This window comes from Streptomyces sp. NPDC015032 (assembly GCF_043080425.1).
Taxonomy (GTDB): domain Bacteria; phylum Actinomycetota; class Actinomycetes; order Streptomycetales; family Streptomycetaceae; genus Streptomyces.
This window is the reverse complement of record NZ_JBIBVN010000014.1, coordinates 163784-187777: the sequence shown is the minus strand read 5'-3', so window position 1 is coordinate 187777 and position 23994 is coordinate 163784. Positions and strand designations below refer to the sequence as shown.

23 protein-coding genes are annotated in these 23994 nt (G+C 67.4%); 13 read left to right on the top strand and 10 right to left on the bottom strand.

From position 1 onward, the window contains the following. Positions 1–205 precede the first annotated feature (205 nt). The 3 genes from ACF08M_RS21560 (at position 206) to ACF08M_RS21550 (ending at position 2037) form a co-directional block, all read left to right on the top strand. Positions 206–964 (top strand): hypothetical protein, encoded by a 759-nt coding sequence (locus ACF08M_RS21560; protein ID WP_392186851.1) that lies wholly within the window; start codon positions 206–208, stop codon positions 962–964. A 22-nt stretch (positions 965–986) separates the two neighbouring features. Beyond that, the gene (locus ACF08M_RS21555) at positions 987–1607 is read left to right on the top strand and encodes a hypothetical protein (RefSeq protein WP_392186850.1); all 621 of its coding nucleotides are present in this window, start codon (positions 987–989) and stop codon (positions 1605–1607) included. Between the two features lie 160 nt (positions 1608–1767). Further along, positions 1768–2037, top strand: coding sequence for a hypothetical protein (locus ACF08M_RS21550; RefSeq protein ID WP_392186849.1), 270 nt, complete (start codon positions 1768–1770; stop codon positions 2035–2037). Here the strand turns inward: ACF08M_RS21550 and ACF08M_RS21545 are convergent. After that, entirely contained in the window at positions 2024–2215 is a 192-nt protein-coding gene (locus ACF08M_RS21545) for a DUF397 domain-containing protein (protein ID WP_392186848.1), read from the bottom strand. The two genes, ACF08M_RS21550 and ACF08M_RS21545, sit on opposite strands and share 14 nt — an antisense overlap. An 11-nt stretch (positions 2216–2226) precedes the next feature. Next, positions 2227–3093, bottom strand: coding sequence for a helix-turn-helix transcriptional regulator (locus ACF08M_RS21540; protein ID WP_392186847.1), 867 nt, complete (start codon positions 3091–3093; stop codon positions 2227–2229). 131 nt (positions 3094–3224) lie between these two features. On the opposite strand from ACF08M_RS21540, the gene ACF08M_RS21535 reads away from it, so the two are divergent. Next, the gene (locus tag ACF08M_RS21535; protein ID WP_392186846.1) at positions 3225–3551 is read left to right on the top strand and encodes a hypothetical protein; all 327 of its coding nucleotides are present in this window, start codon (positions 3225–3227) and stop codon (positions 3549–3551) included. A gap of 188 nt (positions 3552–3739) precedes the next feature. On the opposite strand, the gene ACF08M_RS21530 is transcribed toward ACF08M_RS21535, so the two are convergent. The 7 genes from ACF08M_RS21530 to eccB form a co-directional block, all read right to left on the bottom strand. Next, on the bottom strand, positions 3740–4042 hold the full coding sequence (locus ACF08M_RS21530) for a WXG100 family type VII secretion target (RefSeq protein ID WP_392186845.1): 303 nt from the start codon (positions 4040–4042) through the stop codon (positions 3740–3742). Between the two features lie 64 nt (positions 4043–4106). Continuing rightward, positions 4107–4466: a WXG100 family type VII secretion target gene (locus ACF08M_RS21525; protein WP_392186844.1), complete on the bottom strand. Its 360-nt coding sequence runs from the start codon at positions 4464–4466 to the stop codon at positions 4107–4109. A 79-nt stretch (positions 4467–4545) separates the two neighbouring features. Further along, positions 4546–5805, bottom strand: coding sequence for a S8 family serine peptidase (locus ACF08M_RS21520; RefSeq protein ID WP_392186843.1), 1260 nt, complete (start codon positions 5803–5805; stop codon positions 4546–4548). Between the two features lie 25 nt (positions 5806–5830). After that, positions 5831–7543, bottom strand: coding sequence for a hypothetical protein (locus ACF08M_RS21515; RefSeq protein WP_392186842.1), 1713 nt, complete (start codon positions 7541–7543; stop codon positions 5831–5833). Beyond that, positions 7543–8013 carry a hypothetical protein gene (locus ACF08M_RS21510; RefSeq protein WP_392186841.1) on the bottom strand — a complete coding sequence of 157 codons (471 nt, stop codon included), beginning with the start codon at positions 8011–8013 and terminating at the stop codon, positions 7543–7545. Before ACF08M_RS21510 ends, ACF08M_RS21515 begins: the two co-directional genes overlap by 1 nt. Before the next feature lie 170 nt (positions 8014–8183). Next, positions 8184–9440 (bottom strand): type VII secretion-associated serine protease mycosin, encoded by a 1257-nt coding sequence (mycP, locus tag ACF08M_RS21505; RefSeq protein WP_392186840.1) that lies wholly within the window; start codon positions 9438–9440, stop codon positions 8184–8186. 14 nt (positions 9441–9454) lie between these two features. Beyond that, positions 9455–10987: a type VII secretion protein EccB gene (gene eccB / locus ACF08M_RS21500; protein WP_392186839.1), complete on the bottom strand. Its 1533-nt coding sequence runs from the start codon at positions 10985–10987 to the stop codon at positions 9455–9457. A 185-nt stretch (positions 10988–11172) separates the two neighbouring features. On the opposite strand from eccB, the gene eccE reads away from it, so the two are divergent. The 9 genes from eccE (at position 11173) to ACF08M_RS21455 (ending at position 22923) form a co-directional block, all read left to right on the top strand. Next, complete coding sequence (gene eccE, locus ACF08M_RS21495) at positions 11173–12513, top strand: type VII secretion protein EccE (protein WP_392186838.1); 1341 nt, start codon at positions 11173–11175, stop codon at positions 12511–12513. Continuing rightward, positions 12510–13220 carry a hypothetical protein gene (locus ACF08M_RS21490; RefSeq protein WP_392186837.1) on the top strand — a complete coding sequence of 237 codons (711 nt, stop codon included), beginning with the start codon at positions 12510–12512 and terminating at the stop codon, positions 13218–13220. Before eccE ends, ACF08M_RS21490 begins: the two co-directional genes overlap by 4 nt. Positions 13221–13305: 85 nt before the next feature. Further along, on the top strand, positions 13306–13539 hold the full coding sequence (locus ACF08M_RS21485) for a DUF397 domain-containing protein (protein WP_093548397.1): 234 nt from the start codon (positions 13306–13308) through the stop codon (positions 13537–13539). Between the two features lie 329 nt (positions 13540–13868). Next, complete coding sequence (locus ACF08M_RS21480; RefSeq protein WP_392186836.1) at positions 13869–16631, top strand: SCO5717 family growth-regulating ATPase; 2763 nt, start codon at positions 13869–13871, stop codon at positions 16629–16631. 197 nt (positions 16632–16828) lie between these two features. Further along, a complete protein-coding gene (locus tag ACF08M_RS21475; RefSeq protein WP_392186835.1) occupies positions 16829–18724 on the top strand; it encodes an ABC transporter substrate-binding protein in 1896 nt (631 codons plus the stop codon). Positions 18725–18831: 107 nt separating this feature from the next. Then, positions 18832–19965: an ABC transporter permease gene (locus ACF08M_RS21470; protein ID WP_392186834.1), complete on the top strand. Its 1134-nt coding sequence runs from the start codon at positions 18832–18834 to the stop codon at positions 19963–19965. Between the two features lie 11 nt (positions 19966–19976). Further along, complete coding sequence (locus ACF08M_RS21465) at positions 19977–20897, top strand: ABC transporter permease (protein ID WP_392186833.1); 921 nt, start codon at positions 19977–19979, stop codon at positions 20895–20897. Next, a complete protein-coding gene (locus tag ACF08M_RS21460; RefSeq protein ID WP_392186832.1) occupies positions 20894–21931 on the top strand; it encodes an ABC transporter ATP-binding protein in 1038 nt (345 codons plus the stop codon). Before ACF08M_RS21465 ends, ACF08M_RS21460 begins: the two co-directional genes overlap by 4 nt. Beyond that, the gene (locus ACF08M_RS21455) at positions 21928–22923 is read left to right on the top strand and encodes an oligopeptide/dipeptide ABC transporter ATP-binding protein (RefSeq protein WP_392186831.1); all 996 of its coding nucleotides are present in this window, start codon (positions 21928–21930) and stop codon (positions 22921–22923) included. Before ACF08M_RS21460 ends, ACF08M_RS21455 begins: the two co-directional genes overlap by 4 nt. Before the next feature lie 84 nt (positions 22924–23007). Here the strand turns inward: ACF08M_RS21455 and ACF08M_RS21450 are convergent, their stop codons facing one another. Further along, on the bottom strand, positions 23008–23961 hold the full coding sequence (locus ACF08M_RS21450; protein WP_392186830.1) for a bifunctional riboflavin kinase/FAD synthetase: 954 nt from the start codon (positions 23959–23961) through the stop codon (positions 23008–23010). Positions 23962–23994 lie beyond the last annotated feature (33 nt).

Here is a 23994-nt window from a genome sequence, read left to right as displayed (position 1 = left end):
GCGACAGCGCGTTCAGACTGTTCGAGGACCTTGCACAGCACGGCCGGGACGCGTGGTCCAGCAGTCAGACCGCCGCAAGGGATCTCACCTCCCAGGAGTTCGAGCTCGGTGGTGGCCTCGACCAGGTGCAGAAGAAGTGGGAGAAGCAACTGCAGTCGCTGGTGGATGCCTGCGCCCACATCTCGAATCACATGGATTACACCATATGGCTTCTGCCTATATGCCTGAGATCAGCCAAGCCCTGACAGGGGAACGGTCCGACTCGATTTTCCTTTCCAACAGTGCCGACCCGCCCGGATTGGAAAGAGTGGATAGTGAGAGATTTTTTTACGAGGTTGCTCGCGATAAAGACGGGAGAGCTGCGATTCGATTGGGTGAGTCGATTTACACCAGTAGCCTCCTTGAGGCTCATGTCTCGGATCCTTCTCTTTTTGATGGTGATCCGAACATTGCGATCAAGGCGGTCGCCACCAATGCCGGACTTATTGAGGGAATCGTGGGTCACTCGGTTGCCGACGCTGCGATTGCAGGAAAGCTGGAATCTGAAAAGAGTGAGAACGAGGCCCTCAAGAGTCAAGGTGACCTCTACAAGGCCATCACGTCTGCAGGTGTTGGAGTGGGGGCTGTGGCGCTGGCACCTCAGAACCTGTCGGGCGCAATGGTGGGAGCGGCAGGCGGCGGATTCTTCGGTGGAATCATCAGTATGGCAGTCGATCGGCTGATGGACGGACGCGAGGAGGAGAGTGCACTCGACGCTTCCCTGTACGCATCAGGAAAGGGGCTTGCTCACGCGCAGGATTCAGCCGTAGTGCAAACGCAGGATTCAGCACGTAATGCAATTTCCGTGCATGAGTCAAAGCTGCCTGGTGATTCTACAGATATGTTGATTCTGGAAGGAGTCAATGAAGGATGGACGCGGAGTGACCAAGTTTTGGAGGACAGTCATGCCCGCCCCAGCTCGTGAGAGTGAAGATGGGGTTGCCGCAATGAGTATGGAGAAAAGAACGGTCATTCAAGTCGTTCTGGGCCTGGCTGTCCTGGCTGTGGGCTTTTTCGGCTATGTGGAGATTTTCACCAAGGGAGTTGACCGCTTGCCTTCCAAGGTGTGTTCGGGCGCAATTGATCGGGGGATAGTGGCCAAAATTCTTCCGAGTACGATGACGGCTCACGAACGCGCAAGAAAAGTTTCCCCGTTCAAGGAGAGCTTCATCTTCTCCTGCAACGTCAAGACTCGCAGCCAGGACTCAATCATTTCCGGTGATGGATTGGTGCACGACGCCTCCTTTGACGACTGGCGAGAAGGTTACGGCCACGGTCGGGAGGAAGGGAAGTTCGAGGTGCGAGCGGGAGCCGTCAGCGTGATCGCATCCCCGGATGATGTTTCCATGTACGTCCCTTGTACGCCGCCCGGAAAGAAGCCCGAAGAGGCGCGAAATACCTATGCATTGATCGTGGAGTCCAGGGCAATCGGTGAAACCCGGGCAAGCGGAATGGAGTTGCGGCAGGCGGTCACCGACTTTTCCTATCAACTACTGAAGCACAACTATAAAATTCAACAGTGCCAGGAAGCCCAAGAGCTTCCCGACAAGCTGCCCCGCTTCAAGTGATGCACGGCCGGGCGGAGCGCAGGGCGTGTTCCGTTCGGGGACGGGCCGGTGGGGTTCACCTTAGGTTGGTGACGTTCGGCAAAACGGGCGGCGCGAAGATCCGAGTAGCCGGGGGGAATCTCGCCCCCGGCTACTCGGATCCGTACAGGGGCTAGGTGCGGTGGGCGACTACAACGCCATGGTCAGTGCAGGCTGCGTGGCCCCGACGGCGGACCACCTCGTCGTGCAGATCACCATCAGCCGCCAGTCGAACGACGTCGCCGAACGCCGCAAGCACATCAAGGCCTTCACTCTTCACTTCGTACCAACAGTGAAGAAGGCTCTCGCTGCACGGCCTGACGCCCCTGCCCATAGCCGTCTCTCCCGGCAGACAGCTATGGGCAGGGGCCATTACGGAGAAGCCCTGTCCCCCTGCGCTATGCGCGGGTGACCTGGTCAGCTTTGATCGACTCAAGCAGTGCGGACAAGCCGACGCTGCTGGCAATGAGTATGACGTTTGGCTCGTCGCTCTCTCGCAGTCGGAACGTGCTATCAGACGCGCCGGCAACATTGATGCAGTTCGCGCCCTCGGTGCTGTACGAGGACTTCTGCCAGTTGTACTCGGACATGAAATGGCCTCTCAGAGACTTCCAGCAATCTTATGGACGAAGTCCCGGCTTTGCGCGGGGCTGAGCGCGCAGCTCTCCATGCGGTCCAGGACAGATCTATAGCGCGCAAGCTGCGCCTCAGCATCGAGGAAATCGCAACCGTGATCGGAATCCAGCACAACGGTGTCCAACTGCGGAACTTGCCCGGCGACGTAGGTGATCGGCCGCCCAGCAGCGGGGAAATCCTGGCGCTCGAAGGGAATCACTCTGATCGTGACGTTGCCCTGCTCCATCATCGCGGCCATGTGACGCAACTGCGCGCGAGTGACCTCAGGTCCACCGAACCGCATGCGTAGCGCTGCTTCATGAACGATGGCGGTGTAGGGAAGTGTGACCTCCCGGAAGAGCACCGCTTGGCGCTTGACTCGGAAAGAAGCGCGATGTTCGATTTCATGGGGTCGCAACTGCGGAACACTCTGCCTGAACACTGCTCGCGCGTACTCCAGTGTCTGTGCCAGTCCCGGCATGGAGACGACTACCCCCACACGCATCGAGGTCGCCCAGTTCTCACACTCCGCGACCTCGATCAGTCCCGCAGGCAGCAGCTCGCGGTACTCGTCCCACCAGCCGCGCTCGCGGCCGCCTGTCATCTCCGCCATGGCATCCACCAGAGCGGCGTCATCGCATGAATAACTGTTCGCCATGGCACGCACTCGGTCAGCACTCACCGCATAACGCCCAGCTTCGATCATGCTCATTCTCGCCTGCTGAACACCGACGCACGCCGCAGCCATCATCGACGTGAGTCCGGCCCGCTCCCGCAGCTTGCGTAGTTCGGCTGCCAGGCGCCGCTGCCGCAGAGTCGAGGCATCTCTCGCGCCACCCGAACCCACCTCCATTCGCGCAGGTATTCCATCCGTCACTCACACGACGGAATATTCAAACTCTCCCCGTGAAAGGGATACACCTATCCCCACACCGGCTGCGTTACCAATGCCGCCCAACTCCTCCCACTGACAGGAGGCTTCGCATGGCTAACGTATCTCCACCTTCCTCCCCCACAGGCAATCCTGACCGCTTTGCCGACGAGATCCGGGCCCTCGTCGAAGCCACCGCACCCCGCCTCTTCGCCGTGGTCGAGCAGTTCGAAACCGACAGCGGCGAGCCCGACGCCCGTGTCGCCGCGTGGGGCCTCGCGCACGACGACGGGAGTGCCCAGGTCACCGCTGTGGACGGCGGGTTCCGGATGTCGCTGCGCACTCCCGACCGTGCGATCCAGCTGGTTTCCCTGCGCCCGGGAAGCGTCGGATGCCTGGTGCGGCCGGAGCCAACCACCCTGGCTATGCCCGCAAGTTGACAGGGATCAACTCTCTCGCCGCCTACCTGCTGAGGATCTGAGACGGGGATGGTGCTGCTCCGGGGTCTGGTGACAGCGCCCCTGCCTCGTGGCAAGGGCGCTGCGCTGTGCCCGGCTTGGTGTTCGGGACACAGGTGAGGGTGGGCACCTCCCGTGCGTGCCCACCCTGACCTGTGTGCTGCCGAGTTCTACTCGAAGTTGGCCCTCGCCCGCTTGTCGCCGGCATGGTAAGCAGCACCAGCTTCGCGCACCTTCTTGGAGATCTCGCTCAGGGCGGTGTGAATCCCCGTGGCGTCGTTGTCCCAGCCCTGCTGAGCGGTGTCATAGGCACTCTTGGCTTCGCCCACCCAGAGCTCGGACACATTGGCGATCATCCGCTTGATGGACGCAAGGTCCTCCTGGAGCTGCTTGCTCTGCCGGTCAATAGCCCCGGCGGCCAGGTCCAGGCTCGCGTAAGTGACAACCATCGTGCCGTCGTTGTTGTTCGGCATGCGGTCCTCCCGTGTTATCTAGGTTTGGTGTGACTGCCTCGTGCGTGGTGCGGTCGCGGCAGGATCAGAAGTTGTTGAGGTTCGAGGTCCTGGCCTCCGCCGTCGCGTCACCCGAGTAGCCGCTGACGACGTCGACGCCCTGGAGGGCCTGCTTGATTTCGTCTTCGGTGTTACCAGAAATGGTTCGCGCCGCCTTGATGGCCTCCTGGAAATTGAGGAGCCGATGGGCGATGCTGACCATCTTCCGATTGACCTCTTCCTGCTTGGTGTTGAAGGCGCCGGCGCCGATGCCCTTCCAAGCGCCTTCCAGACTGTCGATCGTCGCCTGCAGCGTCTTCAGCTGGCCTTTCACTGAATCGAACCGCGTGGAGAGCTCACCCTCCAGCTTGAGGAGAGCGGCATCTGAGAGCTTCTGATCAGCCATGGTTTCGGCTTCCTTCCTGGTGCTCTTATTCGGTCCGGCTTCAATCGCCGGGGGGTACGGATGAAGAACCGACGGCCAGTCAGGCGGTACGGCGCTTACGGGCGAGCGCAAAGGCTCCGCCGCCGAGCACGACTACCACTGCCGCTCCGCCGATGATCAGGCCGAGCGGAGTACCGTCGTCCTTCTCCTTGCTGGAGCCTGCCATAACGGCGTCGTCAGCCTTTTCCTTCTTCTCGGGCTGTGACGAAGCTGGTGCAGACGGGGCGGGGGAGGTCGAGGAGCCGGACGTCTTTTCCTTGGTGAGGGGGCTGATGTCCGGTGCGCCGGGGTTGCCCTTGCCCTTGAGGATGTTGACGGCCGGGCGGATGACGCCGTGGCCGAGGTAGTTACTGAGAGTGCCCTTCTCCCAGTCGCCTCGTCCAGCCGTATCAAAGAGGACGTTGAGAACCTGGTTGGCCGTCCAGTCGGGGTGGGCGGACCAGATCAGGGCGGCGGCGGCTGACGTGATGGCAGTTGCAGCGCTGGTTCCGCCATTTCCCTGACAATATCGCTCGAAATTCTGGTCGCACCAGAATGGCAAATCATCTCCGGGTGCGGCGATATCCACAAAATCACCGTGTTCGGAGCTATCAGACACTTTGCCTAGTCGGTCAGTAGCAGCAACGCCGACAACTTCTGGATATGCGGCGGGGTACTCTTCCTTGTTACCTTTCCTGGCTTCATTGCCAACAGGCGCGAAGAAGAGTTTCCCTTTACTCTGTGCGTACGTTACAGCTTCTCGCTCTTTCCGCCCCGGGAACTCACTGCCGAACGACATGCTGATGATCTGCGCATCACTGTCTGCTGCGGCACGAATCGCATCCGCAGTATCATTGGCATTCACTGAATGCTTATTCTGGAACTGGGTATCAGAAATCCTCATCGGAATAATCTTTGCCCCCGGAGCCAGCCCCTTCAAGCCTCCGCCTCGACCTGTTCCCGCGATCAATTCAGCCATGGTGGTGCCATGTCCGTCATAGTCATCAGTCTCATCTCCGTCGACACCCGTAGCGTCAAGTCCCTTGAGAACCTGCCCTTTTAGCGACGTCGTTGAAGGGTTAACCCCTGTATCGATGACAACCACTTTGATGCCTTCGCCAGTGGCGATCTTCCACATCTCCTCGGCATGCATAGGTCCGAGGTACCACTGCTTCGACTGCACGTCTGCAGCAACGGCTGGCGGAGCTGCCCCGGCCAAGCCCACACTCCAAGCAGCAGCCACAGCCAAAGTGCCGACCAGACGTCCCCTCAGGCCTTGAGGGGCGATGCACTTCCGGGTCTGGTTCATTCTTGCTGTCATCCTGACTTCCGAACCTTCCCTCTACCTACTCGATCACCGGAGGTACGACTCCACGCCGCCCGGCAGCCCAAGTCTCTTCGTCTTCTGTCAGGTAGTCGGGACGGGTCGAGCCGCTGCCTTGGTCCTCATCGTCAGAGTCCCGACGACGTGCAGGTCCACGCACCAGACCCGCACCACCTGCGGTAAAACCCCTTTCACCCGAGTTAGACCCCGGAGCGCCGCCGCGGGGAGTACCCACGACGCCGTTCGAGCTGGGAGTGCCTCGCCCACCAGGACGGTTGCTGCTCGCTCCGCCTGCTCCGACAACTCCCCGCTGACCTGTGCCACTGGCAGAGCCGCGCGCTCGAGCCGCTCCCTCGGCACCGATGACCGTTCCGCGCGGAACACCACGAGCCCCGACAGGCGTGCCCGTGCCACTAGCGGCACGCTGCGGCGCCCCACCAACGATGCCGTTTGCTCGGCCGGCACGCGGGCCGGAAGATCCGGCCGTGCTGGCATGGCCTCCTGTCATAGGCCTGCCGCCAGTCACACCGGGTCTGCCTGCGACAGGCGGCTGGCTCCCGCCAGAGCGCCCGGGTGTGCCTGCACCCGAGGTGCCGCCCATGGGTGCTGGACGCCCATTCGCAACAGGGCCACCACCTGCGGAGCCACCGGATCTGGCCCCGCCCCCTCCGGGCTGGCCAATTGCCCTGGGTATACCGGTTGATCCCGTGGACCGCCGCGAGCTGCCTGTCAGCGCGTTCACAAAGCCATTCGCCACGGGAGGAGTCGATACTCCGCTTGGTCCGGCGGGGCCTGTGACCGAAGGGACCGGAGCTGGGCCTGGTTCGGTCACGGTAACCGGTGGCATGGCCACACTGTCGATCTCTGTCGAGGTGCTCTTGTCCAGCACCGGCGCCGATCCGAGCACCTCAGCCGGGGCTTGGCTACCAGAAGTACCTGTATTGACAGCACTGCCCACGGCAACGCGCTCCGAGCTGCCTGGCGTCGTGCGATTTATCGAGGCATTGATGCCAGACTGCGAACTCCCGAAATGGTCTCTGTCACGCCTCGAGCCAGTGGGCTTCGGCATCGCAACATCAAGCTGCTTCTCGAACCGCGGCGGCTCCTGCGCCGCCAACGTCTCGGCCGAAACCGCGTAGTACGAAGCCAGCCGGTTCGCCTGGTTGATGGCTTCCTGGCGATGCTTCTCGACTTTCACCGCCGCGGCGTACTCCGGATTGCCATCGATCCGCTTCGGGGCCTCGATGTCCTCCACGGACTTGCGGTCCAGGCGGTTGTCCCGCGGCGGCAGGGATTTGCGCACCGATGCGAGGCCCGTGCCCGCGACCGTGATCTGTGTCCCGGCCGCCTCCGCGAAATCGCCCAGGCTCAGGGCGTGGGCGACCAGACCATTGCCCCAATCACGGAAGGCGGTTCCAGACTCGCCCTCCCAGTCGACTTCCTTGATGAAGTCGCCCAGCTCATCCGCGGCCTTGTTGATGGCCGACCTTGCCTTCAGGAGCGCCTGACCCGACTCTTCGAGGTGCTCCGGATTGGAGTTCTCGATCAGGTCGATCATCGCGTTGAGCTCATGGCCCTCGAACGAAGTCCGCCCCGAACGCCCGAAGCCGAAGGACTCCATGACGTGCTGGACCTCCCGGTTGACGTCAGTGACGATCAGCTGGGCCTGGACGCGTTGCTCGTCTTGCGCCTGCTGTTCCTTGGGAGTCAGTTCCGGCTTCTTGTCGTCACTCATCAGCTATCACCCAGGTCGTCGTAGGCAGAGCCGGTCTTGCTGTCGGAGCGCGGCTGCTCAAGCTTGTCCGCCTTCTCGGCCTGCGTCTTCTCCTGTTCCTTGTCCAGGCGGACCTGGATCTCATAGAACCGGCGCCGCACGTCGTCGTCCACGTTGTCGAAGCCGACGGCCGCCGCGTGCACGCCGAGGCTCAAGTACTCGATCTGATCGCCGAGAGACTTGGAGAGCGCGACGAGCGCCTCGTGGACGCGGTTGTACTGCGTGTACAGTCCGTCCGCCTCCGCGAAGCACGCGTTCTGACCACTCAGAGCAGCGCGCGAAACCGTTTGCGCCGCAATCTTCGACTTACCGGCCGGCGAACCCTCAAGATCCGCAAGGAGCGTATTGACACGCCTCCTGAACGTCTCCAGCGCGCCAACACCACGCCGGAGGTTGCCCGAGCCTCCCCCGCCACCGCCTGGATCGCTCACGATCCTGCCCTCCCCGTTTTCCCCGTTTGCTCAGACTGCCACTCGTTGCTATCGCACCCGCGTGAACAAGTCTGACCTCATTCCACAAACTCTATCCACTGGCTACGAGAGGACCAACCCTCTTATCCATCACGTAACTTCCGCAGACCCTTCCCTGGCTGATGGCTTCGTCAGGCGTTGCCGGCGCTTCCCAGGCGCCTGGACCGGCGTCGGGAATCGCGCACGGCCACGGCGGTGCCCGCGATCGCGGCGACCAGTACTGCCCCGCCCACCACCACGTAGGTCGCCAGGCGTGCGTTGCGTTCGTCCGCCGTTTCGCCCAGGTGGAGTTGAGCCGGTGTCGGGGCTTCGCCCTTGCTCACGCCTTCGTTCGCGACGGGGTGTTCGATGGGCTTGTCGTCCTCGGTCAGGGCACGCACCGGGTCGATGACGCCCCAGCCCACCAGATGGTCGTGGCCCGCGACCGAGCGTTCCGCCGTCTGCTGGATCTGGGCGACGATCTGTTCCTGCGTCCAGTCCTGGTGCTTGGCCTTGATGAGCGCGGCGACTCCTGCGACGTACGGGGCCGAGAAGCTGGTGCCGTTGTCGGCGCAGTGTCCGCCGCCGGGGACCGTCGAGATCATGTCCACGCCGGGGGCGGCCACGCCCACGAAATCGCCGGACTGGGAGAAGGCCGCCCGCTCGTTGTTGCGGTCCGACGCGGCCACGGCCAGGACGCCGTCGAACGAGGCCGGGTAGGTCTTCTTGATGTTGCCGCCGAGCCCGTCGTTGCCGGCGGAGGCGACGACCACGATCTCCTTGGCCAGGGCGGCGTCCACTGCTTCTTTCAGGATGGGCGCGGGCTTCACGGCGTTGGCCGTGTCCTGGGAGATGTTGATGATGTCCGCGTGGGCGACGTCGGTTGCGTAGCTGATGGCCTCGGCCAGCGTTTCGGCTGTTCCGTGGCCCTCGGCGTCGTTCTGCTGGAGCGGGATGATCGTCGCGTCCGGAGCGAGGCCGGTGAAGCCGGTGCCCTTCATCTCTCGCGCGGCGATGATTCCGGCGACCTTGGTGCCGTGGCCGACCGTGTCGGTGGTGCCGTTCTCCTTGCCGCGCTCGATCTTGCCGCCGTTGTCGTCCTTGAGGTTCTTGTCCAGGAAGTTGCGGCCGCTCCCGGTGTCCACGGCCTTCGTGAGCTGAGGGTTCTTGACGTCGACGCCGGTGTCGATGACCGCTACCCGTACCCCCTTGCCCGTGGACTGCTTCCACAGCTCGCCCATCAGGACACGCTGCAACGCCCAGGGGCGGCCCGTGTACTTCTTCGAGGGGAAGGTGCACTGGGTGGAGTCGTCCGCCGCCGCGGGCAGTACCGGCAGCGTGACGAAGAGGACGGCGGTGGCGGCCGCGGCTGTCAGCGGACGCCGGTACGCGAAGGAGTGCGTCGTCATGTGGATACGCCCCCTCAGGAACCCTGCGGCTGGCGGGCCGCGCCGGTCGACAGGCGAGGTCCCGTGGGCAGGAACGAGGACCAGGCAGCCGGGATGGGCGCGGGCACGACGTCCTTGTACCCGAGCCGGTTCTGCGCCTGTTGCGCCTCCTGCTGCCGCTGCGCCCTCTCCTCCTTCGAGCCTGATTCACCGATGCCGGAGTCGTCCTGCACGCTGTCGCCGTTGGACTGCATGGCGTAGCGCAGACCGGTGTCGGTGACCAGGAAGAGGGGGCCGGAGTCGGCGCTGGATCCCTTGAACTGACGGAAGAGCTGTCCCGATCCGGGGGTGGCGTAGGCGCTGCTGGAGCCGGTGGGGAGCGTTGCGGGGAAGCTCGTGCCCGCCCACGTGCTGAGCGTGCTGGTGCCGTCCTTCGTGGCGACGCCGCGCAGAACGTTGCACACGGTGTTGCGGCTGCCGGGCGCGGTGCTCGCGGAGTTGACGGGCGCCGGCTTGCTCGTGGGCCAGTCCATGTCCTGCTTGAACGCCTCACCGGGCACGAACGCTCCGGCACTGACGGGCTTCGCCTTGCCGTCCTGGTCGAGGCTGACCAGGGCGCGGCTGCTGAGCAGGAGCTTGGCGACGAAGTCCGATACCGGGGCGACCCTGCCCGGCAGGACCACGTACTGCTGGGTCCTGGTACCGGAGGTCGCCGCGAGGATCATGCCCACCTTGTTCACGTCGGGCTGCAGCTTCCCCGGGACACCCGCGTCGGCGCCGGGAACTCCCTCTATGGCCGGGAAGGCGATCTCGTCTCCGGTGTGCAGCGTGGCCAGCCAGGCGGCGGACACCCGCTGGGGGACGCGGTCCTGGTCGACGAGCGTACGCAGCAGCAGTTCGTCCTTCTTCACCTTGTACGCCTTGCCCGCGGCGTCCACGATGTAGCGGGTCCTGTCCGGTCCCGGTCCCTCGACGTACATCAGCTCACCGCCGTGCAGCCGCTCCGTGCCCTCGGTCTTCTGCTGCTCGCGCTCGGCGAAGACGAACGCCGCCTTCTGGATGGCCCTGCCGCCCTCGCCGGGCCGCTCGCAGACGGCCCACCGCTTCTTCGATCCGGCTTCCTTCTTGTCCGGCAGCCGGTCGGGGGCGTACGGAATGCCGAGGGTGGCGCCGTGGGGGATCTTGCCGTTGTCGAGGACCGATTCGTCGACGTTGATGACCTTGCCCTTGTCCGGGGCGAGGAGGAGTTTGGCGGAGGACATGTTCAGCACCGGGTGGAGCTGCGTCTTGCCGTCGGTTTCCAACACCACATAGCGTGTGGTGGATTTGCTGGCGATGATGACATTCTCGTAGGGAGTGTCCCATTTCTGGGGTGCTACGGGCTTGAACATCCCCCAGGCTCCGAACGCCGCGAGGATGACGACGCCGACGATCGCACCGGGCATCACCGCACGCAGGGGGCGGGGTGCACCCTCCTCCGAGCCGCTCGGGTTGGGTTGCAGGAACTGTGCGATCAACCTCCGCTTCGCGAAGGTGTAGGCGTTGAGTTCGTCCCGCCGTGATGCCATCTGTCCGCTGCCCCTTTTCCCCCGTGGGCGACCAGGTTGCCACACACTCCGTGGGCCACTGTCACCGACCGGGCCCCCTACTATGCCTGTTGGCGCTTGGCCGTCACTGCTCAGGTTAGGGTGATCGCCCGGTCAACACCCGTGAAAAGAACCGGTGAACAGGGACACGAGGGGGCAATGCGGCGATGGGTGCAGCGACGCGCGAGCGCACGGGGCGGTCTGCCCATCGAGCGTCCAGCACTTCCCGAAGGCAACACGGCAATGAGCCGGCCGGCGCAGCACCCCAGCCATCGGTGAACGCCCCTGCGGCGACGACTCTGCGGCCGATCTCGCGGACCGGTCGCATCGGTCCGCTGCTGCGGCAGATGGTGCTTGTCGAGGCGGCCCTGGCGGTCGCCGCGGTGGGTGCCGTGCTCGGCGGTATCTGGCTGGTACTCGCAGGCGCGGTCGCCTGTCTGCTGGTGCTTCTCGCGGTGGTACGTCGCCGGGGGCGCGCCGTGCAGGACTGGCTGTCGACGACACTCTCCCTCCGCGATCGCAGGCGGACCGCGGCGGCGCCCGCCATGGATGCGGAGCCGCAGCTGGCGCCGGTGGCGGAAAATGTGCCGGGATTCGCTCCGTACATCTACGTCGACCGGGACCGCCGCACGGTGGGCATGCTCGGGGACGGCACGTTCCTGACCGCTGTCGTCAGGGTCGAGGCCGGCGGTGAGTCGCTCCGCCAGGCTCAGGGTGCGCGGGCGCTCCCGCTGTCCCTCCTGGGGGATGCCCTCTCGGTGGACGACATCGTGCTGGAGTCCGCACAGCTCGTACAGCAGGTACGCCCCGCTCCGGCGCAGCATCTGCCGCAGCAGTCGTCGGCGCGGCTCTCCTACGCCCCCCTTCAGGAGCAGACCGGGGCGCCCGCGGTGCGGATGACCTGGGTGGCGGTGAAACTGGATCCGGAACTGTGCCGGGAGGCGGTCGAGGCGCGCGGGGGCGGAATCGGCGGAGCTCAGCGCTGTCTGGTTCGGGTCGCCGACCATGTGGCGAGCCGGATCACCGGCGCCGGGTTCCGGGCCGTGGTGCTGGACCAGGAGGAGCTGCACTCCGCCGTGGCGACATCCGCCTGTGCCAATCCCATGCTGTCGGCCCGCGCCGGACGCCAGGATGCCGCGCCGCAGCGGCGGACGATGGAGACATCGAGGGTCTGGCGGTGCGACGACCGCTGGCACACCGCCTATGCGGTGGACCGTTGGCCCGAGTTGGGCCGGGGGGCGACTCCTCTCCCGCGCCTCGTCTCGCTGCTGACCCAGGTTCCCGCGTATGCGACGACCTTCAGCCTGACGGTGCGGGGCGGTTCACGACAGGGCGATGTGTCCGTGTCCGGTCACGTACGGATCACCGGCGGATCCGATACCGAACTGGTCGGGGTGCGAAGGACGTTGGAGCAAGCCGCCCGGCACGCGAAGGTCGGCCTGGTGCGGCTGGACCGCGAGCAGTTGCCGGGCGTACTGGCGACGCTCCCGCTGGGAGGCGCACGATGACGAATCGCACCGGGCTCAGGCGAGGACTGCGCGGCCCCCGCCACGCGGGGCACACCCTGGCGGCCGAGCACCTGGGCGCACTGTCCTTGCCGGTCGGGGACGACGGCGTGATCATCGGCAGCGATGCCGAGGGGCGCACGCAGATGATCGGGTTCCACCGCCCGGCACCGTACGACGTCCTGTTGATCGGCGGCCTGTGGACCGCACAGGTGCTGGCGCTGCGTGCGGCAGCCACGGGTGCGCGGGTGGCGGTCGAGACCGGGCGGACCCAGGCCTGGACCACTCTGGCGCAGGCCGCGGGTGCCGGTCTTGAGTGCATCTCCCTCCATGACGTGGGCCGGGTTCCGCCGACCGGAGCGACCGTGGGCAGCCCGGTGGTGGTGGTGCGCGACTGCGGCATGCGCCCGCCCCGTGGCCGGGTGGTGTCCTCGCCGTGGCAGTCGGTGTTGACGCTGCTGCCGTATCTGAGCCCGGTGGCGCCCCGGTTGATGCGGGCGTCGACGCTCGTGGGCATCCAGCGGGTCTCGCCCGCCGAGGCGGACCAGATCGGCCGGATCCTGGGGCTCGCCCGGGCCGAGAGCGAGGCCCTGCCCACGCTGGCGGACGGTGTCACGCTCTGGGTGGCGGGCAGCGAACGCCACTGGGTGATGACCAGCGCGACCGATATCGAGAGCGGCCTGCTGGGCGCTGCTCGCCGGATGGATTGAATACTGTTCCGTTCGCTGCCCCGGGCTCGCCGCTTCCGGGGAGGATGGCCGGGAAACGACACGGTTCGATCGAAGGGACGCCGACATGGGCACCCAGCAGGAAAAGGAAGAGCTCTACGCTCTTGACATCTCGGATGTGGAGTGGCTGAGCGCACCGGGGACCGAGAACGTCGAGGAGCGGGTCGAGATCGCGCATCTGCCGGGCGGTGCAGTCGCCATGCGCTCGTCGCTGGACCCGGAGACCGTGTTGCGGTACACGGAGGCCGAGTGGCGTGCCTTCGTCCTGGGCGCACGGGACGGTGAGTTCGACCTCACATAAACAGCGGTCAGGTGAGGGGGTGGCTGTCCGGAGACGGTGGCCACCCTTTCAGCACGCTTGAGTGTGTGCAGAGTTGACCGCTTCGGATCGTACACGCTGCCCTATTGGGGCACTTGAGGACGGTTCGTGACCTACTGGATGGTTTCTGCTGAGCGGAACGGCCTGCCGGAGCGGGCCCCATGACGATTAGGGTGGGTCCGGGCGCGGCAGAAGAACCTGCGGGCAGGTGATGCGTCTCCCGGGGGGGGAGAGCCGGGCGGTTAGCAGGACGGAATCGGTCGCCCCCACCCACCACGGCACAAGGGTGCTCGACCACACCAGGAGGCAAAGTGAACGGCGATCGGGACGAGATCCGCGGGGGCTGGCACAGGCCCGTCGACGAGTCGTCCGACGCGGAGCCCGCCGAGATGACGGGTGAGTTCACCATCGACTACACCCCGCCCGCCTGGTACACACAGAACACGCCGGGAGACTCGTCGGGCGGTGCCGGATCGCACCTGGCGCCGCCTCCGCCACCCAGCGGGGCACCGATGTCCTTGCCCGCGCCCGCGCCACAGGCCGGGAGCGGTTTCAACCCCAACTGGGCTCCGGCGCCGCCCGCGCCCGTGCAGTCCGGGGCGGGCGACTCCGCTCCTTCGCCCGCTCCCGCGGAGGGGGCGGTGACTGCGGCTCCCGACGGGATGACGGACCCGCTCGGGGGCGGCGATGTGGAGAGCGGCGCGACCATGCGTTTCTCGCCCGCCGCTCTCAGGCGGGAGATCGCGGAGCGCGAGGAGGCGCCGAAGAACACGGACGGGGGTGAGGACGGCTCGGACGCGGGCTCCGTGGAGGCCGGTGCCGGTGCCGACGGTACGGACGAGGGCGCGGCCCCCGGTTCCGCTTCCGCCCCTGACTCTGTCCCCGCTTCCGTTCCTGCTTCCGTTCCTGCTTCTCTTCCCGCTTCCGGTTCCGATTCCGCGCAGACGGCGGATTCGTCCGCCGACGCGACCGACGACACCGCCACGGATTCCGGCGCCGACGCCGCGGCGCCCACCGAAACCCCGGACGTCGCCACGAGCAGTGCCGCCGACGGACCGGAGAGCCCCACGCCCTCGGACGCCGTCACGGATGCGGCGCCCCAGGACGCACCCCCCTCCGGCGCACCGCAGGACGCCCCGGCACCCGCCGCGCCGACCCCCTGGTCCCCGACGCCGCCACAGGGCGCCCTGCCGCCGCTGCCGCCCGCCTTCCAGCCCGCCGCTCCGCAGCCCATCCCACCCCAGGCGGCACCGCAGTGGCCCGTTCCGGCTCCGACACCGACACCCGCTCCGGCCCCGGCCCCGGCCGACCAGGGGCCGGGCGGCTACGGCTTCCCGCAGACCGGAGCGCCCCAGCCACCGCAGGCACCCCAACTGCCCCAGGGCGGCTACGGCTTCCCGCAGCAGCCCGCTCCGCCCGCGCAGCAGGCGCCGGCACTGGGCGGTTACGGCTTCCCGCAACCGCCTCAGGCTGCCCAGCCTCTTCAGGCACCCCAGCCGCCGCAAACTCCCCAGCCGCCTCAGTGGCCCGCGCAGCCGAGCGCACCGCTCCCACCGCAGGTCCCCCAGGCGCCACAGCAGCCGGTCCAGGGCGCACCCCGTCTCCCCGCGCAGGCCGCGCCACAGCCACCCCTGCACCAGCAGCAGCCGCCCGCGCACCAGCAGCCCCAGCAGCAGCCACAGGGCCAGGGCCAGCCGCAGGGACAGCCCGTCGACCCCCGCACCGGGGCCGCCTGGCCGACCCCGGTCACCCACGACCAGCGCGAGCGTTCCGTGCCCGGCGCCCCGCTCGGGTACACGGCGGCCGTGGAGCTCTCCTCCGACCGGCTGGTCCGGGGCAAGCAGAAGGCGAAGAGCAGCCGCACGCCGTCCGGCGCGGCCCGCTTCAAGCTCGGCGGCAAGAAGGAGGAGGCCGAGCGGCAGCGCAAGCTCGAACTGATCCGTACGCCCGTGCTGTCCTGCTACCGGATCGCGGTCATCAGCCTCAAGGGCGGTGTCGGCAAGACCACGACGACCACGGCCCTCGGCTCGACCCTGGCGACCGAGCGGCAGGACAAGATCCTCGCCATCGACGCCAACCCGGACGCGGGCACGCTCGGCCGCCGGGTGCGCCGGGAGACCGGGGCCACCATCCGTGACCTGGTCCAGGCGATCCCGTACCTCAACTCGTACATGGACATCCGCCGTTTCACCTCGCAGGCGCCCTCCGGTCTGGAGATCATCGCCAACGACGTCGACCCGGCGGTCTCCACGACGTTCAACGACGAGGACTACCGGCGCGCGATCGATGTACTGGGCAAGCAGTATCCGATCATCCTCACCGACTCGGGCACCGGCCTGCTGTACAGCGCGATGCGCGGAGTGCTGGACCTCGCCGACCAGTTGATCATCATCTCGACGCCGTCCGTCGACGGTGCGTCCAGTGCGTCCACGACGCTGGACTGGCTGTCGGCGCACGGGTACGCGGAGCTCGTGCAGCGCTCCATCACGGTCATCTCGGGTGTCCGCGAGACCGGAAAGATGATCAAGGTCGATGACATCGTGCAGCACTTCGAGACGCGCTGCCGCGGCGTCGTCGTCGTCCCGTTCGACGAGCACCTGGCGGCCGGCGCGGAGGTCGACCTCGACATGATGCGCCCCAAGACCCGCGAGGCGTACTTCAATCTCTCCGCGATGGTCGCCGAGGACTTCGCGCGCGCACAGCAGCAACAGGGGCTCTGGACGTCGAGCGGCTCCACCCCGCCCCCGCAGTACGCCCCGCCGATGCCCGGCCAGCAGCAGTACGCCCCGCAGCAGCCGTACCCGCCGCAGCAACAGCCGTACGGCGGCCAGCAGCCCCCGCAGCCGTACCCGCCGCAGCCCGGACCCGGAGTGCAACAGCACGGCTGGCAGCAGTCGTTGCCCTCCCAGGCCCAGCCCACGGCGAGCCCGGCCGGACCGCCGCCGCCTCACCAGCAGCAGCCCGGCCTACCCGGTCAGCCGGGGCAGCCCGGTCAGCCGGCACAGCCGGGGCCGCAGGCTCCCGTTCCTCCCGCGGGATGGCAGCAGCAGCCGCCGTCAGCGCCTCAGCAGTAAGGCAACAGAGGTCTAAACCAATGAGGGCCCGCACCGTCTCCATGGTGCGGGCCCTCCGTGTATTCCCGCAGCCCACACGCCGTTTCGAGGACCGTTGACGCGGCTCGACCCCCGCTGATAAACCTTCGCTTCACCAGCTGGCGAACCAGAGATCAACCCGCCTTCTCCGTGCGAGTCATGACGCGAGGTCCCTGACCATGGTCGAAAGAGTTCCACCACGCTCCGTCCAGCCACGCTCCGTCCAGCCACGCTCACGTCTGCGTGTCCTCCTGGCCTCCGGCGCCGCGGCCCTGGCCCTGGCCGCCGGTTCCGTCGTCCCGGGCGCGCCCCTCGGTGTCGCGCCGCAGCAGGCGCAGGCCGCCGACAGCGGCACGTCGACGCTGACCGTCGCCGTCGCACAGAGCGTCGACTCCCTGAGCCCGTTCCTGGCGCAGAAACTGATCAGCACCAGCATCAGCCGGCTCATGTACGACTTCCTGACGAACTACGACCCCAAGGACAACCACGCGGTCCCCGCCCTCGCCACCAAGTGGGAGCCGTCGGCGGACAAGCTGACCTGGACGTACACCATCCGGTCCAATTCCACGTGGTCGGACGGGCAGCAGGCCACCGCCGAGGACGCGGCATGGACCTTCAACAAGATGATGACCGACGAGGGCGCCGCGCAGGCCAACGGCAACTTCGTCGCGAACTTCAAGAAGGTGACGGCGCCCAGCCCGACGCAGCTGGTCATCGAGCTCAAGGAACCGCAGGCCACCATGGCCGCGCTGGACGTGCCGATAGTCCCGAAGCATGTCTGGGAGAAGGTCGGTGACTTCTCCAAGTTCAACAACGACACGGCGTTCCCGATCGTCGGCAACGGGCCGTTCGTCCTGTCCGACTACAAGGTCGACCAGTATGTGAAGCTCAAGGCCAACAAGAACTTCTGGCGCGGGGCGCCGAACTTCGACGAGCTGGTCTTCAAGACGTACAAGGACCAGGACGCCGCGGTCGCCGCGCTGCGCAAGGGCGAGGTCTCCTTCGTCGCCGGCTCCCCGGCGCTGACGCCGGCCCAGGCCGCGTCCCTCAAGGGCGAGAAGAACGTCAAGGTCAACGAGGGCCCCGGCCGCCGCTTCTTCTCACTGGCCGCCAACCCGGGCGCGCAGACCAAGGACGGCAAGAAGTTCGGCAACGGCAACAAAGCCCTGCTCGACCAGAAGGTGCGCCAGGCCCTCTTCCTGTCCATCGACCGCAAGACCATCATCGACAAGGTCTTCCAGGGCCACGCCGTCGAGGGCCAGGGCTACATCCCGCCGCGCTTCTCCGCGTATCACTGGCAGCCGTCCGCCGACCAGATCCTCGCCTACGACCCGGCCAAGGCGGCCGGGCTCCTCGACGAGGCGGGCTACCCGCTCAAGGGCGACCGGCGCGTCGGCAAGGACGGCAAGCCGCTGGACCTGCGCATCCTCTGCCACGCCACCGACCCGAACGACAAGGCGATCGGCAAGTACCTCCAGGAGTGGTGGGGCAAGCTCGGCATCGGCCTCAAGGTCGACTGCCGCGACGACGTCTCCGTGCCCTGGTACGCCGGTGAGTACGACCTCGCCTTCGACGGCTGGTCCGTCAACCCGGACCCCGACGCCGTCCTCGGCATCCACACCTGCGACGCGCTGCCGGTCAAGGCCAAGGCCAGCGCCACCACCGACAACTTCATCTGCGACAAGACGTATGACGAGCTCTACAAGAAGCAGCTCGCCGAGTACGACCCGGCCAAGCGTGCGGACCTCGTCAAGCAGATGCAGTCGTGGCTGTACGACTCCGGGTACATGAGCGTCATCGCGTACCCGAACGCGGTCGAGGCCTACCGCACCGACCAGATCAAGTCGATCACGACGATGCCCGAGGCGGCGGGCAACATCTACGGCCAGGACGGGTACTGGAGCTGGTGGTCGGCCGTTCCGGCGGGCAGCGGCAGTTCGGACAGCTCCGGCGGGTCCGGCGGCTCCGGCTCGACTGGTGTCGTCATCGGCATCGTCGTCGCCGCACTCGTCGTCATCGCCGGCGGGATCTTCCTCGGCGCCCGCCGGCGAAACACGGTGGACGACCGTGAATAAGTTCGTATCCCCAGGTTCCTGCGGAAACCGCCGCCTTCGCGAAGCGGCACCGTACACTCGGATCCTGCCCACGGGCAGCGGTCAGGGCTTGGCCGTCATGAGGTTCCGTGGAACCGAGTGAGAAGCCGCCCCGCGTGCGGGGAGGAGGAGTCACGACAGCTGAAAGCGCTCCGGCGCTCGTCCAGAATGCGGGAACACGTTCAGGCAGCGACGGTCCGGCTGCGGCCGGACCGTCGGCCGCCCGCGGTCCACGGGCGCGCAACACCAAGGCCTATGTCCAGTACGTCGCGGCGAAGATCGCGGGTGCGGTCTTCTCCCTGTTCGCCGTGCTGGTCACCAGCTTCTTCCTCTTCCGTCTCATTCCCAGCGATCCGGTGAAGCAGATGACCGGCGGACGCCGCGTCTCCGCCGAACAACTCCAGTCTCTCCGGCACCAGTTCGGGCTCGACCAGCCGCTCTGGAAGCAGTTCACGAGTTATGTCGGCGACGCACTGACCGGGGACTTCGGTACCTCGTACCAGTTCCACGCCCCCGTCATCGACAAGATCACCGAGGCACTCCCGGCGACGCTGCTGCTCACCGGCACGGCGTACGTCCTCTACACCGCGCTCGGCATCTGGCTGGGCACCCGTACCGCCTGGCGCAACGGCTCCCTCAGCGACCGCTTCAACACCGCGTTCGCGCTCACGCTCTACTCGGTGCCGTCGTTCTGGCTGGGTCTGCTCCTGATCATCGTCTTCTCGGTGGGCATCGGGCCGATCCCCGGGATGTTCCCGACGGGCGGCATGGAATCGGGCGGCGGGAGCGGGCTCGGCCACGTCCTCGACGTGGCCCACCATCTGGTCCTGCCGGTGGTCACGCTGGTCGCGGTCGGCTATGCGCAGACGCTGCTGGTGATGCGCTCCTCGCTGCTCGACGAAATGGGCAGCGACTATCTGACGACGGCCCGTGCGAAGGGGCTGCGGGACGATGTCGTACGCCGCAAGCACGCCGTGCCGAACGCGATGCTGCCGACGTTCACGCTGATGTTCGTGAACCTGGGGCATGTGGTCGCCGGGCAGATCCTGGTCGAGACGGTGTTCTCCTGGCCGGGTCTCGGCGGCCTCTTCTACCAGGCGCTCAGCGTGCCCGATCTCCCCCTCGTACAGGGGCTGTTCTTCGTCTTCGCCACTGCGGTGATCCTGGCGAACACCCTTGCCGATGTGCTGTATCCGCTGCTCGATCCCCGGGTGGGCCGATGACGACCGAATCCATGCCCACGCCCACGAAGGCCGGGACGGCCGAGAACCCGCGGGCGCTGGCCCGCGCGCGCAAGCGGCGCTCCCTCGCCCGGTTCTGGCGGGAGTACCGCAATCACAGCGGCGGACTGTGGGGGCTGGGCGCGCTCGTCCTGATCGCGCTGATCGCCCTGCTCGCGCCGCAGCTCGTCGGCTCCGACTCGCAGAGCGTCACCGACGCGCCCGGCGGCGCGCTGGAGTCGCCGAGCGGTGAATTCCCGCTCGGCACGGACCAGTTCGGACGGAGTGTGCTGGCCCTGCTGGTCTGGGGCGCCCGCGTCTCGTTGACGGTCGGCCTGCTCGCGGCGTTCCTGTGCGTCGCCATCGGCACGGTCGTCGGCATCGTCGCGGGGCATTTCCACGGCTGGTACTCGACGGTTCTGATGCGGATCACCGACTGGTTCCTGGTGATGCCGACCCTGGTCCTGGCGATCGCGCTCGCCACCGTGATGGACCGCTCGATGTGGACGGTCATCATCGCGATCGGCGTCACGACCTGGCCGACCACGGCTCGGCTGGTCCGTGCCCAGACCCTTGCCGTGGAGTCCCGTCCCTACATCGAGCGCGCCCGGGCCCTGGGCGGCGGCCACGGGCACATCATGGTCCGGCACGTGCTGCCGAACGTGATGCCGCTGGTGCTCGCGCAGACCACGCTGGTGATCTCCAGCGCGATCCTCACGGAGGCCACCCTGGCCTTCCTCGGCCTCAGCGACCCGACCATCACCTCCTGGGGCGGCATGCTCCAGGACGCCCGCGAGGCGGGCGCGGTGAGCGCGGGCGACTGGTGGTACCTGGCACCGCCCGGCATCGCCATCGCCCTGGTGGCCCTGGCGTTCACGCTGTGCGGGCGTGCCGTCGAGTCCGTCCTCAATCCCAAGCTGGGGGTGACCCGTTGAGCACGACGAGCATCGACATCAAGAGGCCGCCGCTTCTCGACGTACGGGACCTCACGGTGACGTACGGGGGCGGAGCACAGGCCGTCCGCGGCGTGAACCTCACCGTCGACGCCGGGCAGAAGCTCGGCATCGCCGGTGAGTCCGGCTGCGGGAAGTCGACACTGGCGCTCGCGCTGCTGCGGCTGCTGCCCGCCGGGACGAAGGTCTCCGGCGAGATCCTGCTGAACGGCGAGGACGTCCTCGCCATGAAGTGGGGCCAGGTCAGGGCGGTGCGCTGGGCAGGGGCGTCGATCGTGTTCCAGGGCGCGATGCACTCCCTCAACGCGGTGCACCGCATCGGCGACCAGATCGCCGAGCCGATCCTGCTGCACCGGAAGGCGACGCAGGCCGGGGCGGCGAAGAAGGCCGGTGAGCTCCTGGAGCAGGTGGGACTGCCGGCCGCCCGCGCGGACGCCTATCCGCACGAGCTCTCCGGCGGACAGCGGCAGCGCGTGATGATCGCGATGGCGCTCGCCTGCGATCCGGGCCTGATCATCGCGGACGAGCCGACCACGGCGCTGGATGTGATGATCCAGGCTCAGATCCTGCGGCTGATCGAGCAGTTGGTGTCCGAGCAGGACCTCGGCCTGATCATGATCAGCCATGACCTCGCGGTGCTCTCGGACACCTGCGACCGGCTCGCGGTGATGTACGCGGGGCGGGTCGTGGAGGAGGGCCGGGCGTCCGAGGTCTACGAGAACGCGCACCACCCGTACGGCAAGGCCCTGTCCGGCGCCTTTCCGCGCATCGGCGACCCGGCCTCCCGGTTCGCGCCCCGCGGGCTGCCCGGCGACCCGCCGGACCCGTCGGCGCTGCCCGGCGGCTGCACGTTCCATCCGCGCTGCCCGGTGGCCCTGGACTCCTGCGCCACGCAGGACCAGGAACTGCGGGCGGCGGGGCCGGAGCGGCGGGCCGCCTGCGTGCTGGTGGAGCCGGGGGCGGTGGCCGAGGCCCCGGTCCTTCCGGGTGCCGAGGAAGCAAGGAGCACACCATGACCACCACCACTCCCCTGCTCAGCGCGGAAGGGCTGAAGGTCACCTTCCCCGGCCGACGCGGGGCCGCCCCGGCGCGTGCCGTGGACGGCGTCGACCTGGACATCCGGCCCGGCGAGATCGTCGCCCTGGTCGGTGAGTCGGGCTGCGGCAAGACGACGCTCGCACGGTCGCTGCTGGGTCTGGTCCCGCCGACGTCCGGGCGGGTGACCTTCGGCGGACAGCCGCTCGACTACGCGAGCCGGGCGCTGAAGGCGTACCGCAAACGGGTCCAGCTGGTGCTCCAGGACCCCAGCGGTTCACTCAACCCGAGACACACGGTGTACGACGCCGTCGCCGAGGGCCTGCGGATCCACGGGTACGCGGGGGACGAACGGGCTGCGGTGGCCGAGGCCCTGTCGCGAGCGGGACTGCGGCCCCCCGAGCGGTTCTTCCTGCGCTATCCGCACGAGCTGTCGGGCGGACAACGCCAGCGGGTCGTCATCGCGGGCGCGCTCGTGCTGGAGCCGGAACTCATCGTGGCCGACGAGCCGGTGGCCTCGCTGGACGCTTCGGTGCGCGGCGAGATCCTGGCCCTGCTGCTGCGGCTGCGGGACGAGCTGGGCCTGTCCGCACTGGTGGTCACGCACGACCTCGGCCTGGCGTGGAACATCGCCGACCGGGTCGCGGTGATGTACCTCGGCCGGATCGTGGAGACGGGCGAGGTGGAGCAGATTCTGACCGCTCCGCAACACCCGTACACCCAGGCGCTGTTGTCGGTGCTCCCGGAGGCCGGGACCGATCCGGTGATTCTGACCGGTGAGCCGCCGGACCCGTCCAGGGTGCCGTCCGGATGCCGTTTCCACGCCCGCTGCCAGGTACTGGCCTCGGGCGAGGCGGAGCGGGCGGGCGTCGCGGACGCGTGCCGTACGAAGGACCTGCCGGTGCTCGCGGGCGGCGGGCAGACCCAGGTGGCGTGCCACTGGGCGAACGCGGTGGCGAAGGCGCGGGCGTGACGCGGTGATCTGAGGCCCGTCCGGCGGAGTGGGGCCGGGACCGTCGAAGAACGGTCCCGGCCCCGGTCACGCAGAAGGAGCGATTCAGCCGCGCTCGTACGCGGAGACCAGCTCGCTGCACCGCTTCACATCGGCGGCCATCGCCACGAGCAGGTCGTCGATCGAGTCGAACTTCAGCATCCCGCGTACGTAGGCGAGGAAGTCCACCGAGACATGGAGCCCGTACAGGTCGAGGCCGACCCGGTCGATCGCGTACGCCTCCACGGTCCGCTCGGTGGCGTCGAACTGTGGATTCGTGCCGACCGAGATCGCGGCGGGCATCGCCTCGCCGTTCACATTGAGCCAGCCCGCGTACACGCCGTCCGCGGGGATCGCGGTGTGCGGCAGGGTCTCCACGTTGGCTGTGGGAAAGCCCATCTCACGGCCGCGCTGCGCCCCGCGGACCACGACGCCCTCGACCCGGTGCGGCCGGCCCAGGATCTCCGCGGCGCCCGCGACATCGCCCTCGGCGACCAGGCGCCGGGTGAGGGTGGAGGAGAACGGCTCGCCACCGCCCGCCTCGCCGCTCACGTACAGGTCGATGACCTCGACACCGTAGTCGTAGGTCGCGCCGAATTCGGTGAGCAGCTGCACATTCCCGGCCGCCTTGTGGCCGAAGCGGAAGTTCGGGCCCTCGATGACCAGCTCCGCGTGCAGTTTGTCGACGAGCACCTTCACGATGAAGTCGGCCGGTGCCAGCTTCGAGAACTCGGCGGTGAACGGCAGGATCAGCACCGCGTCCACTCCCAGCTCCGCCATCAGCTCGGCACGCCGATGGTGCGGGGCGAGCAGCGGCGGGTGGCTGCCGGGCCGTACGACCTCGCTGGGGTGCGGGTCGAAGGTCACCACGACCGACGGCACGCCCAGCTCGCGTGCCCGCTCCACGGCCCGCCCGATGATCAGCTGGTGTCCGCGGTGCACCCCGTCATAGGAGCCGATGGTGACGACGCTGCGTCCCCAGTCCTGGGGGATGTCCTCCAAGCCACGCCAGCGCTGCACTGTGACCGCTCCTCGCCCGAACCCGTGTACATG